The organism is Streptomyces murinus (genome assembly GCF_002154555.1).
GTDB classification, from domain to species: Bacteria; Actinomycetota; Actinomycetes; order Streptomycetales; family Streptomycetaceae; genus Streptomyces; species Streptomyces murinus.
In genome coordinates this window covers 1-11,558 of sequence record NZ_MUNF01000020.1, presented here as the reverse complement: position 1 = coordinate 11,558, position 11,558 = coordinate 1, and the positions used below count along the sequence as shown (strand labels likewise).

The following is an 11,558-nucleotide window of genomic DNA, read 5'->3' as shown; positions in this document are numbered from 1 at the left end:
ACATCGGGAAGGACAGGGCATGACGACGATCAAGGACACCCCCGAGGAGTGGGAGATCCGGGCGACGGACACCCCCTTCGTCGGCAACAAGACCTCGGTGCGCACCGACGACGTGGTCATGCCCGACGGCTCGGTGGTCCACCGCGACTACCAGGTCCACCCGGGCTCGGTCGCCGTCCTCGCCCTCGACGAGCAGGACCGGGTGCTGCTGATCAACCAGTACCGCCACCCGGTGCGGCACAAGCTGTGGGAGATCCCGGCCGGACTGCTCGACGTGCCCGGCGAGAACCCGCTGCACGCGGCCCAGCGCGAGCTGTACGAGGAGGCGCACGTCAAGGCCGAGGACTGGCGGGTGCTGACCGACGTCTACACCACCCCCGGCGGCTGCGACGAGGCCGTACGGATCTTCCTCGCCCGCGGGGTGTCCGAGGCCGAGGGCGAGCGCTTCGCGGTGGAGCACGAGGAGACCGACATGGCGTACGCCCGGGTGCCGGTCGACGAGCTGGTGCGCCGGATCCTCGCCGGTGATGTGCACAACAACTGCCTGGTCGTCGGGGTCCTCTCACTGGTGGCCGCGCGCGGCGGGGACGGCCTGGACGCGCTGCGCCCGGCGGACGCGGACTGGCCGGCCCGGCCGTTCGCCTCCTGACCGCCCGGCCTCCCCTGTCCTGACCGCCCCGCCCCGCACGGGCCGGCCGCCGTCGCCCGGACCCCGTCCCCGGGACCCTCGCACGCATTGGTGTGACCATCGCCTGATCCGATCGGGCGATGTCCCCGCCGTCCCCGTCGTGCTCCGAGCGGAACGTCGCAGAGAGTGAACTAGGCTCTTGAACGCCCGTACCGGAAGATCCGGCGGGCTTGCGCGTGCGGTGTGGGACGGGAGTGTGGCCCGTGACGGATCAGGCGGTGGACACAGGCGATGCGCGGCTGTCCGCGCCCTCGGCCGACGGGGACCAATTCCTGGGCCGCGCACGGGAGTTGAAGGAGCTGCGCGCCGACATCGAGCGCGCGGGCCTGGACACCCTGGCTGGCCGCAAGGCCCCCCGCGCACGGGTGCTGCTGATCGCGGGCCGCCCCGGATCGGGCCGCACCACCCTCGCCGAGGAACTCGTCCGCCAGGTCGCCCACCGTTACCCCGACGGGGTGCTGCGCGCCCGGCTCGCCGAGCCCGACGGCACCCCCGTACCGGTCGAGCGGGCCGCCCGCGAACTGCTCGGCGCGCTGTGTGTGCCCGCCCCGGCCGGCGCCGCCGAGGACGACCTCTCCGCGGCCCTGCGCACCGCCCTCGCCGACCGCAAAAAGCTCCTGCTCCTGGACGACGCGGCCGGCGCCGAACAGGTCGACGCCCTGCTCCCGGACGCCCCGGACTGCCTGGTGGTGGCCGTCTCCAAGGGCCCGCTCACCGGCATCTCGGACGTCCGCCCCTGCACCCTGGGCGGCCTGGACACCAAGTCCGCCCTCGAACTGCTCACCCGCTACACCGGCTCGGTCCGCATCACCGTGGACCCGCGCTCCGCCGAGAGCCTGGTGGAGGCGTGCCAGGGCCACCCGGCCACGCTGGTGCTGGCCGGCGGCTGGCTCGCCGCCCGCCCCAAGGCGTCCGTCGCCGACCTCGCCAAGCGGATGCACACCTACCCGCAGGACGGCGCGGAGGAGGCGGACGCGAGCCCGCTGGCCCGGATCTTCCGACTGATCCACGAGGAACTGCCCGGTCCCGCCGCCCGGATACTGCGCCTGCTGAGCCTCGCCCCGGCCGGCCCGGTCGACGACCACACCGCCTCCGCGCTGGCCGGCTGCTCCGTCGAGGCCGCCCGCGCCACCCTGGACGACTTCGTCGCCCTCGGCCTGCTGCGCCCGGTCGACTCGCCGCTCGCCGAGTACGACATCCCCGGCTGGCTGCATCCGCTGCTGCGCTCACTGGCCGAGGCCCAGGAGCGCCCGGGGGAGCTCCAGCTGGCCCGGGCGCGGATGCTGGAGCGGACCGTACGGCTGCTGCACTCCTGCCGGGCCATCACCGAGACGGACAGCGACCGGGCCCGGGAGAAGATCCAGGGCCTGCCCCGGCCGCTGCGCTTCGCCGACCCCCGCGCGGCCGCCGACTGGCTGCGCCTCCGCAAGCCCGCGCTGCTGGCCTCGGCCCGGCTCGCGGTGGCCGACGGAGAGCTGGACACCCTGGCCAGACGGCTGCTGTCGCAGCTGGTCAGGGCGCTGGCCGCGCATGTCGGCACCCAGGCGGCCGCCGTCGATCTGTACGGCGTGCACGGCCTCGTCCTCGATGTCGCCGAGCGGCGCGGACTGCCCAGGGAGCGGGCGGCGGCGCTGCTGAACCTGGGCGATCTGGACGCCCAGACCGGCCGCACCCAGGGCGCGCTGGCCCGCTACCGGGCCGCGCTGGACGCCGGACGCGAGGCGAACGACCCGTACGCGACCGGCCGCGCGATGGAATCCGTAGGTGGTGCCCATCTGGAGCTCGGGGACTACGACCGGGCCGCCGACTGGTTCGGGCGCGCGCTGGCCGACCGGCTGGCCCGCGGTGAGCGCGCCGAGGCCGCGCGGCTCTACGGCCGGATCGCCACCGCCCACACCTACGCGGGCCGCTACGGCGAGGCGCTGCGCAACTGGCGGGCGGCCTGCGCGGCCTATCGCAAGGGCGGCGATGTCGCCGCTCTGGCACGGGCGTTGAGCGAGACCGCCCGGGTCCAGGAGTATGCGGGTCGCCCCCAGGAATCGCTGCGCACCTGCCAGGAGGCGGTGGAGTGGGCGCGGCGGGCGGACGACGTCCGGCTCCAGGCCGCGTTGCAGCTGCGTCTCGCGGACACCCTGGAGCGCCTCGGCGACCCGACGGCGGCCCGGTTGCACCGGGCCACGGCCGGGCGTCTCCTGGGCGAGGAGGCACCGGAGCAGCCCTCCCAGCAGGCCACAAGCCAGGAACAAGACGCGAACGCCTGCGAAATCCGCAGTGCATCCAATGAAGATTGATGCAATGAAAGGCTAGACAGGCGGAACACCTTCATTAAACTGGCTCTGCCGCATGCTCCTGCGGTGTCTCCCAGTATGCCTAGGCATGTCTGGGTACATCCGTAATGCACCCCCCAAACCCTCTGAGCCAAGGACCGTGATCGACGTGAAGGTCGGCATCCCCCGCGAGGTCAAGAACAACGAGTTCCGGGTGGCCATCACCCCCGCCGGCGTGCACGAGCTGGTGCGCAACGGCCACCAGGTCGTCATCGAGCGGGGCGCCGGCCTCGGCTCCTCGATCACGGACGCCGAGTATGTGGCCGCCGGTGGCCAGATCCTGGACACCGCCGACGAGGTCTGGGCCGCCGCCGACCTGCTGCTCAAGGTCAAGGAGCCGATCGCGGAGGAGTACCACCGCCTCCGCAAGGACCAGATCCTCTTCACGTACCTGCACCTGGCCGCCTCCAAGGAGTGCACGGACGCGCTCATCGAGTCCGGCACCACCGCCATCGCCTACGAGACGGTCGAGCTGCCGAACCGCGCGCTCCCGCTGCTCGCCCCGATGTCCGAGGTCGCGGGCCGCCTTGCCCCGCAGGTCGGCGCCTACCAGCTGATGCGCGCCAACGGCGGCCGCGGTGTGCTGCCCGGCGGTGTCCCGGGTGTGACCCCGGCCAAGGCCGTGGTCATCGGCGGCGGTGTCTCCGGCTGGAACGCCACCCAGGTCGCCGTCGGCATGGGCTTCGACGTGACCCTGCTCGACCGCGACATCAACAAGCTGCGCGAGGCCGACAAGATCTTCGGTACGAAGGTCAAGGCGATCATGTCCAACGCCTTCGAGCTGGAGAAGGCCGTGCTGGAGGCCGACCTGGTCATCGGCGCGGTGCTGATCCCGGGTGCCAAGGCCCCGAAGCTCGTCACCAACGAGCTGGTCGCCCGCATGAAGCCCGGAAGTGTCCTTGTCGACATCGCGATCGACCAGGGCGGCTGCTTCGAGGACTCCCGTCCCACCACGCACGCCGAGCCGACCTTCCAGGTCCACAACTCGGTCTTCTACTGCGTCGCCAACATGCCCGGCGGTGTGCCGAACACCTCCACCAACGCGCTCACCAACGCGACGCTGCCGTACATCGTCTCCCTCGCCAACAACGGCTGGGTCGAGGCGCTGCGCCGCGACGCCGCGCTCGCCCGGGGTCTCAACACCCATGACGGCAAGGTCGTTTACAAGGAGGTCGCCGAGGCCCACGGCCTGGAGCACATCGAGCTGGCCGCGCTGCTCGGCTGACCCTCGCGACCCGGCGCACGACCTGGTGAGCCGCTCAGTGGCCCACCGGTAAAAGGCGATTCGTCAACACGTCTCGTCAACCGCCCACGCCCGGCCGGACCTTGCCCGACAAGGTCCGGCCGGATGTGTGTATGGTCACTTTGCGACGCTCGGTCAACTCGCCTCGAACGTAACCGTTCAACCGATTCGCACCCCGGTGAAACCTGCTGTGCGACGGCCGTACGCCCTTGACAGCGACATGTTTCATTGCCGACACATCCTGCCGGGTCCGGCGGATTGTGTTGCTGCGGACCGCCGACACGCCATAGAGTCGCCAACCGTCGGCATGGTGCCACGCTGACCTTGTCTAGAAGTTTCCTGGTCACCAAGGAGGTAAGACGACTTGTGAATGAGTCGACATTTTCTCCCGGGGGTGGTCAACCAGGAATGCCCGCAGGGGGCCAGGGGCCCGCGGGATTCGAGGCTGTCGGCTCCGTAGCTGTGCGCACCTTCGCAGCCCACCAGAGTCTGGGAACTCAGATGCCCCGGACAGCACACCAGAGCATGGATGGCCATCACGTGAACGCCATGGCCGGCGACGGAAGTGGCGCGCCCCACAACCCACTCGCCGACTACGACGAACTGCCCGAGGGGCACTTCTACGACCCCGACGCCGAGTACGAGCCCGATCCGGAGTACGCCGCCACGCTCGCGCCCGACGCGGCCCGCCAGCGCCGTGAGCGCATCGGTCCCACCGGTCGCCCGCTGCCGTACTTCCCGATCCCGGGCCCGCTGACCGATCACGGCCCCGCGAAGATCATCGCGATGTGCAACCAGAAGGGCGGCGTCGGCAAGACCACGTCGACCATCAACCTGGGTGCCGCGCTCGCGGAGTACGGCCGGCGGGTACTGCTCGTGGACTTCGACCCGCAGGGCGCGCTGTCGGTGGGTCTCGGCGTCAACCCCATGGAACTCGACCTCACGGTCTACAACCTGCTCATGGAGCGGGGCATGGCCGCGGACGAGGTCCTGCTGAAGACCGCGGTCCCCAACATGGACCTGCTGCCCTCCAACATCGACCTGTCGGCCGCCGAGGTCCAGCTGGTCTCCGAGGTCGCGCGCGAGTCCACGCTCCAGCGGGCGCTCAAGCCCCTGCTGCCCGACTACGACTACATCGTGATCGACTGCCAGCCCTCGCTGGGCCTGCTCACGGTGAACGCGCTGACCGCCGCGCACAAGGTGATCGTGCCGCTGGAGTGCGAGTTCTTCGCGCTGCGCGGTGTGGCCCTGCTGACCGAGACCATCGAGAAGGTCCAGGAACGGCTCAACCCCGACCTGGAGCTGGACGGCATCCTCGCCACCATGTACGACTCGCGCACGGTCCACAGCCGTGAGGTCCTGGCCCGGGTGGTCGAGGCCTTCGACGACCACGTCTACCACACGGTCATCGGGCGTACGGTCCGCTTCCCGGAGACCACGGTCGCCGGTGAGCCGATCACCACGTACGCCTCCAACTCCGTCGGTGCCGCCGCCTATCGCCAGCTCGCCAGGGAGGTGCTCGCCCGGTGTCACGCCGAGTGAGTCTGCCGGGGGCCGACGAACTCTTCCGTACGACAGGGGGGACGGCGCTCCAGCCGTCGACGCCCCGGCGCGCCGCGGGCGGTGACGCCCGGGTGCCGGCACCCGCGCAGGACAGCGACGACGTGGCCGCCGCCGAGGACGCGCCGCAGGCCGTGCCCGTGCGGAACGGGGACGGCGAGGGCGCGGAGCACGTGGCGGCGGAGGCCGAACCGGCCGACGCCGAGTCCCGCGCCCGGCGCCGGGGGCCCGCGCCGGACGGTTCCGCCGCCGAGCCGCGCAAGCGGGGCCGGGCGGCGAACCGGCGGCCCAGCGGGCGCGAGCGGCACGACGAGAAGATCACGGTGTACGTCTCCGCCGAGGAGCTGATGGACCTGGAGCACGCCCGGCTGGTGCTCCGGGGCGAGCACGGGCTCGCGGTGGACCGCGGGCGCATCGTGCGCGAGGCGGTGGCCGTGGTGCTGGCCGACCTGGAGTCCCGCGGGGACGCGAGCATCCTCGTACGGCGGCTGCGGGGGCGTTAGCGGTAGCCTGCGGGGCGATGACCTCGAACGACGCCCCCCGCCCCGGCCCCGGTGCCGGCCGTCGGCGTGCGCTGGGGCGGGGGCCGGGCGCACCCGTCCTCGAAGAGGTGCCCGAGGCCGTCGTACCGGAAGAGGCTCCCCCCGCCGGGCCCGAAGAGTCCGCCGCCGCAGCCGAAGAGACGCCCGACGGCGTCTTCAAGGTCCGCCTCGCCAACTTCGAGGGGCCCTTCGACCTGCTGCTCCAGCTGATCTCCAAGCACAAGCTGGACGTGACCGAGGTCGCGCTGTCCAAGGTCACCGACGAGTTCATGGCGCACATCCGCGCGATGGGTCCTGACTGGGACCTGGACCAGACGACCGAGTTCCTCGTCGTGGCGGCCACGCTGCTCGATCTGAAGGCGGCCCGGCTGCTGCCCGCCGCCGAGGTGGAGGACGAGGGCGACCTGGCGCTGCTCGAAGCGCGCGATCTGCTGTTCGCGCGGCTGCTCCAGTACCGGGCATACAAGCAGATCGCCGATATCTTCAACGCCCGGGTCGACGAGGAGGCCCGCCGCTACCCCCGTACCGTCGGCCTCGAACCCGAGCACGCCGAGCTGCTGCCCGAGGTCGTGATCAGCATCGGAGCCGAGGGGTTCGCGAAGCTCGCGGTCAAGGCGATGCAGCCCAGGCCCGAGCCGCGGGTGTACGTCGACCACATCCACGCCCCGCTGGTCAGCGTGCAGGAGCAGGCCGCCGTCGTGGTCACCCGGCTGCGCGAGCTGGGCGAGGCCAGCTTCCGGGTGCTGGTGGCGGACACCGACGACACGCTCACCGTGGTGGCCCGCTTCCTGGCGCTCCTGGAGCTGTACCGGGAGAAGGCCGTCGCCCTGGAGCAGGAGGCCGCCCTCGGGGAGCTGCTGGTGCGCTGGACCGGCGGGGACGGGGCGGCGGTGCCGATGGTCACCGACGAGTTCGACCGGCCGCCCGAGCGGCCCGGGCCCGAGGAGGAGACGAAGCCGTGAGCGAGACCACCGAGACCACCGACGCCCCGGCGGGTCCGGGCGAGGTCGCGGGGCTGGAGCTGCGGCCCGCCCTGGAGGCCGTCCTGATGGTCGTGGACGAGCCCGCGACCGAGGAGCACCTCGCCAGGATCCTGGAGCGGCCCCGGCGGCAGATCGCGGACGCGCTGCGGGCGCTGGCCGACGAGTACACCGTGCAGGGCCGCGGCTTCGAGCTGCGCCAGGTCGCGGGCGGCTGGCGCTTCTACACCCGCGCCGCCTACGCGCCCGCCGTGGAACGCCTCGTCCTGGACGGCCAGACGGCCCGGCTCACCCAGGCCGCGCTGGAGACCCTCGCGGTCGTCGCCTACCGCCAGCCGGTCAGCCGCAGCCGGGTCTCCGCGGTGCGCGGAGTGAACTGCGACGGTGTGATGCGCACCCTGCTCCAGCGCGGTCTGGTCGAGGAGGCGGGCGCGGAACCCGAAACAGGTGCGATCCTGTACAGGACGACGAACTACTTCCTGGAGCGGATGGGCCTGCGCGGCCTGGACGAGCTCCCGGAACTCGCGCCCTTCCTCCCGGAGGCGGAGGCGATCGAGGCCGAGACCCAGGAGGGAGTCCCGTCGTTCGACCCGGACGCGCCCGACGCGCCGGGTGCAGAGGACGCAGACGACTAAGACGGAACTTTGATGCGAAGCAGCGGCAGCGGCAAGAGTGGCGGACGCGGTAACTACCGCGGCGCCGGCAACAACCGGGACGAGCGGCAGGGGCAGGGCCGGCCCAGCAAGCCCCGCCCCGAGGAGCGCCGCTACGACGTGGGCCCCGGCGCGACCCAGGACGGCCCCAAGTCCGGGCGCGGCGGTGCGGCGCGCGGCGGCGCCAAGGGCGGCCCCCGGCGGCCCCAGCAGGGCGGCCGTACGGAGCCCGCGCGCTCGCGTGAGTACGAGACGCGGGCCGAGGAGCGCAACCGCGACCGGTACGCGGGCAAGAAGGACATCAAGCTCCCCAAGACCTTCCCCGGCGCCGAGCAGGAGGGCGAGCGGCTCCAGAAGGTGCTCGCGCGCGCGGGCTACGGCTCCCGGCGCGCCTGCGAGGAGCTGATCGAGCAGTGCCGCGTCGAGGTCAACGGCGAGATCGTCACCGAGCAGGGCAAGCGGGTCGACCCGGAGAAGGACGAGGTCAAGGTCGACGGCCTGACCGTGGCGACCCAGTCGTACCAGTTCTTCTCGCTGAACAAGCCCGCCGGTGTCGTCTCCACCATGGAGGACCCGGAGGGGCGTCAGTGCCTCGGCGACTACGTCACCAACCGTGAGACGCGGCTCTTCCACGTCGGCCGGCTGGACACCGAGACCGAGGGCGTCATCCTGCTCACCAACCACGGTGAGCTGGCGCACCGCCTGACCCACCCCAAGTACGGCGTGCAGAAGACGTACCTCGCGCACATCGTCGGGCCGATCCCGCGCGACCTCGGCAAGCGCCTGAAGGACGGCATCCAGCTGGAGGACGGCTACGCGCGCGCGGACCACTTCCGGGTGGTGGAGCAGACCGGCAAGAACTACCTGGTCGAGGTGACCCTGCACGAGGGCCGCAAGCACATCGTGCGGCGCATGCTCGCGGAGGCCGGGTTCCCGGTCGACAAGCTGGTGCGCACCTCGTTCGGGCCGATCACCCTGGGCGACCAGAAGTCCGGCTGGCTGCGACGGCTGTCGAACACCGAGGTCGGCATGCTGATGAAGGAAGTCGAACTGTAGGCCGGGCTCCGAAAGCGCCTTGCGTCGATCATCATCCCCCTTTATTGTCACGATGACGATAAAGGGGGATGATGTACATGCCCAAGCGGCCCGCGACCGGCTCGCTCCTCGGCCTCGCGCTGGGGGACGCGCTCGGTTTCCCGACCGAGTTCAACAAGGTGCCCGAGATTCTGGCCAAGTTCGGGCCCTGGCGCGAGATGCCGCTCGCGCGGCGCGCCTTCGTCTCCGACGACACCCAGATGACCCTCGCCCTCGGCCGGGGGCTGCGCACCGCCATGGAGCGCGGCTTTCTCGCGCCGAAGCGGCTGGAGCGGCCGGTGCGCGAGGAGTTCGTGGACTGGTACCACTCGCCGGACAACAACCGGGCGCCCGGCAATACCTGTCTGACCGCCTGCCGGCTGCTGGAGGACGAGGGCCGCGTCTGGCAGGACGCCAGTCAGCTCGGCTCCAAGGGCTGCGGCGCCAATATGCGCGTCGCGCCGATCGGTCTGGCGCCCGGCCTGAGCGACGAACAGCGCGCCGGCGCGGCCCAGTTGCAGTCCGGGCTCACACACGGCCACCCCACCGCGCTGGCCGCGTCCGATCTCACCGCCCGCGCGGTCCACTTGCTCGCACGGGGCACCGAACCGGCGGCGCTCGTCGGGGAGTTGAGGGAGTACGCCCTCGCGAACCGGACCCGCTACGACGAGATGTGGCTCGGCGATCTGTGGACCCGCTCCCAGGACCCGACGCCCGAGCACTTCGCGGCGCGCGGCTGGGACGAGTGCCTGGCGATCCTGGACCGGCTCCGGGAGGCCGTGCGGACTCATTCCCCGGAGGACGACCCCTGTCTGGCCACCGGGGAGGGCTGGATCGCCGAGGAGGCGTTCGCGACCGGGCTGCTGTGCTTCCTGCTCTTTCCCGACGAGCCGCTGACCGCCCTGCGCCGGGCCGCCTGCACCGCCGGTGACTCCGACTCCATCGCCTGTCTGACCGGCGCCTTCGCGGGCGCGCGGCTCGGTGTGGACGCCTGGCCCGCGGACTGGGTGGAGCGGATCGAGTACCGGGAAGATCTGTTGGCGCTCGGCACACTCTGGGACGCTTAGGCCCATGATCGACAACCTCGACATAGACCTCGCGCCCGTGGTCGCCGAACAGCCCGACCCGCTGCTGTTCGCCACCGTCTCCGGGGCCCATCTGTACGGCTTCCCCTCGCAGGACTCGGACGTGGACCTCCGAGGCGTCCATCTGCTGCCCGCCGCGGACCTCCTGGGCCTGCGCGAGCCGGAGGAGACCCGGTCGAAGACGTGGGTGCGGTACGGCACGGAGCTGGACCTCGTGACGCACGATCTGCGCAAGTTCGTACGGCTGATGCTGCGCCGTAACGGCTATGTGCTGGAGCAGCTGCTGTCCCCGCTGGTCGTGCACACCGGCGAGGCGCACCGCGAGCTGTCCGCGCTCGCTCCGGGCGTGCTCACCAGCCATCACGCCCACCACTACCGGGGGTTCGCGGTGACCCAGTGGCGGCTGTTCGAGAAGACCGGTGAACTCAAGCCGCTGCTCTACACGTTCCGCGTCCTGCTCACCGGCATCCACCTCATGCGCACCGGCGAGGTCCAGCCCCATCTGCCCACGCTGGTACAGGAGTTGGAAGCGCCCACCTACATCCCCGAACTGATCGCCGCCAAGGCCGCCCAGGAACACGGCACCTTCCCCGGCCTCGACCAGCCCCGCATCGCCGACGACGTGGAACGCCTGCACACCGCCCTCGACGACGCCCAGTCCGCATCGTCCCTGCCGGACGCGGCGACCGGTCATGAGGCGCTGCATGACTTCGTGGTGCGGGTGAGGCTGGGCGGCTGAGCAACCGGAGCGGGCCGTCGGAGCGGGTGCCCCTGGGTTGGATGACGGCGTGGGCGGGTCGGGTCCGGCGTGGGTGGGTGGCTGCCGTGCGGTCGCCGGACCCGTCGTCTTGCGCGCGAGGGCCGCGGCCAGGGGGGTCAGTGAGACCCGGACCGGGCTCGGTGGTGTCCCGTCTCCTGCGGGTCGGCTGATCGGGGGGTCGGGGTCGGGTCGGCTCCCGCGTGGCCAGGTGGCCTGGATGTCCGGGTCGTTCTCCCCCGGGACCTGGGCGGCCCTGGGCCGGCTCCGAGGGAGCGGGCGGGGGGAATGCCCGTGCGGGTGAGCGGGGTGTGCGCCCGGCTCACGGGAAGGGCGCGCCGTCCGCCCGTGCGGGAGTCCTTCGAGCGGGGTGCCGGTCGACCGGGTCCGGGCACCGTGTGCGGTAGCCGGGCGCAGCCGCCGGGCGGGGTCGGTCGTGCGCTGTCCGCACCTCCCGTACGGGTGTCCCTGCGCGAGTCGCCGGTTGAACCCGCGGGCTCGACCCGCGCGGTCGGACGAGGTCGCGCCTCAGCCCCGGCCCTTCATCGTCCGCTCCCGTACGCGCGAATCCACCAGGCCGCCGCTCCGATCCGCCCGGCGGCACGTTGCCGCGAATCGCCGGGCGGCCCCCGTCCACGGGCACCGGCAC

The 11,558-nt window shown here is 72.0% G+C and carries 10 protein-coding genes; all 10 read left to right on the top strand.

The window, feature by feature from the left end:
- The first annotated feature begins 19 nt into the window (after positions 1–19).
- On the top strand, positions 20–649 hold the full coding sequence (locus CCN72_RS01885; protein ID WP_086806052.1) for an NUDIX domain-containing protein: 630 nt from the start codon (positions 20–22) through the stop codon (positions 647–649).
- A 242-nt stretch (positions 650–891) separates the two neighbouring features.
- Positions 892–2,979, top strand: a complete 2,088-nt coding sequence (locus CCN72_RS01880) for a tetratricopeptide repeat protein (RefSeq protein WP_086806051.1) — start codon at positions 892–894, stop codon at positions 2,977–2,979.
- 136 nt (positions 2,980–3,115) lie between these two features.
- The gene (ald, locus tag CCN72_RS01875; protein WP_037658232.1) at positions 3,116–4,240 is read left to right on the top strand and encodes an alanine dehydrogenase; all 1,125 of its coding nucleotides are present in this window, start codon (positions 3,116–3,118) and stop codon (positions 4,238–4,240) included.
- 426 nt (positions 4,241–4,666) lie between these two features.
- Positions 4,667–5,800 carry a ParA family protein gene (locus tag CCN72_RS01870; RefSeq protein WP_086806050.1) on the top strand — a complete coding sequence of 378 codons (1,134 nt, stop codon included), beginning with the start codon at positions 4,667–4,669 and terminating at the stop codon, positions 5,798–5,800.
- Positions 5,785–6,321, top strand: coding sequence for a hypothetical protein (locus CCN72_RS01865; RefSeq protein ID WP_037658236.1), 537 nt, complete (start codon positions 5,785–5,787; stop codon positions 6,319–6,321). The genes CCN72_RS01870 and CCN72_RS01865 overlap by 16 nt, the downstream gene beginning before the upstream one ends.
- A gap of 17 nt (positions 6,322–6,338) precedes the next feature.
- The gene (locus CCN72_RS01860; protein ID WP_086806048.1) at positions 6,339–7,322 is read left to right on the top strand and encodes a segregation and condensation protein A; all 984 of its coding nucleotides are present in this window, start codon (positions 6,339–6,341) and stop codon (positions 7,320–7,322) included.
- Positions 7,319–7,975 carry an SMC-Scp complex subunit ScpB gene (gene scpB, locus CCN72_RS01855; RefSeq protein WP_086806047.1) on the top strand — a complete coding sequence of 219 codons (657 nt, stop codon included), beginning with the start codon at positions 7,319–7,321 and terminating at the stop codon, positions 7,973–7,975. Before CCN72_RS01860 ends, scpB begins: the two co-directional genes overlap by 4 nt.
- Positions 7,976–7,987: 12 nt before the next feature.
- Positions 7,988–9,049 carry a pseudouridine synthase gene (locus tag CCN72_RS01850; protein ID WP_086806046.1) on the top strand — a complete coding sequence of 354 codons (1,062 nt, stop codon included), beginning with the start codon at positions 7,988–7,990 and terminating at the stop codon, positions 9,047–9,049.
- A gap of 77 nt (positions 9,050–9,126) precedes the next feature.
- Complete coding sequence (locus CCN72_RS01845; protein WP_086806062.1) at positions 9,127–10,134, top strand: ADP-ribosylglycohydrolase family protein; 1,008 nt, start codon at positions 9,127–9,129, stop codon at positions 10,132–10,134.
- A gap of 4 nt (positions 10,135–10,138) precedes the next feature.
- Positions 10,139–10,891 carry a nucleotidyltransferase domain-containing protein gene (locus CCN72_RS01840; RefSeq protein WP_086806045.1) on the top strand — a complete coding sequence of 251 codons (753 nt, stop codon included), beginning with the start codon at positions 10,139–10,141 and terminating at the stop codon, positions 10,889–10,891.
- The last annotated feature ends 667 nt before the right edge of the window (positions 10,892–11,558 follow it).

Excerpts from the sequence above, each read along its gene's own strand:
- CCN72_RS01850 (WP_086806046.1), top strand. The coding sequence starts at position 7,988 with ATGCGAAGCAGCGGCAGCGGCAAGAGTGGCGGACGCGGTAACTACCGC.
- CCN72_RS01870 (WP_086806050.1), top strand. The coding sequence starts at position 4,667 with ATGCCCGCAGGGGGCCAGGGGCCCGCGGGATTCGAGGCTGTCGGCTCC.
- CCN72_RS01845 (WP_086806062.1), top strand. The coding sequence starts at position 9,127 with ATGCCCAAGCGGCCCGCGACCGGCTCGCTCCTCGGCCTCGCGCTGGGG.
- CCN72_RS01840 (WP_086806045.1), top strand. The coding sequence starts at position 10,139 with ATGATCGACAACCTCGACATAGACCTCGCGCCCGTGGTCGCCGAACAG.
- CCN72_RS01885 (WP_086806052.1), top strand. The coding sequence starts at position 20 with ATGACGACGATCAAGGACACCCCCGAGGAGTGGGAGATCCGGGCGACG.
- CCN72_RS01860 (WP_086806048.1), top strand. The coding sequence starts at position 6,339 with ATGACCTCGAACGACGCCCCCCGCCCCGGCCCCGGTGCCGGCCGTCGG.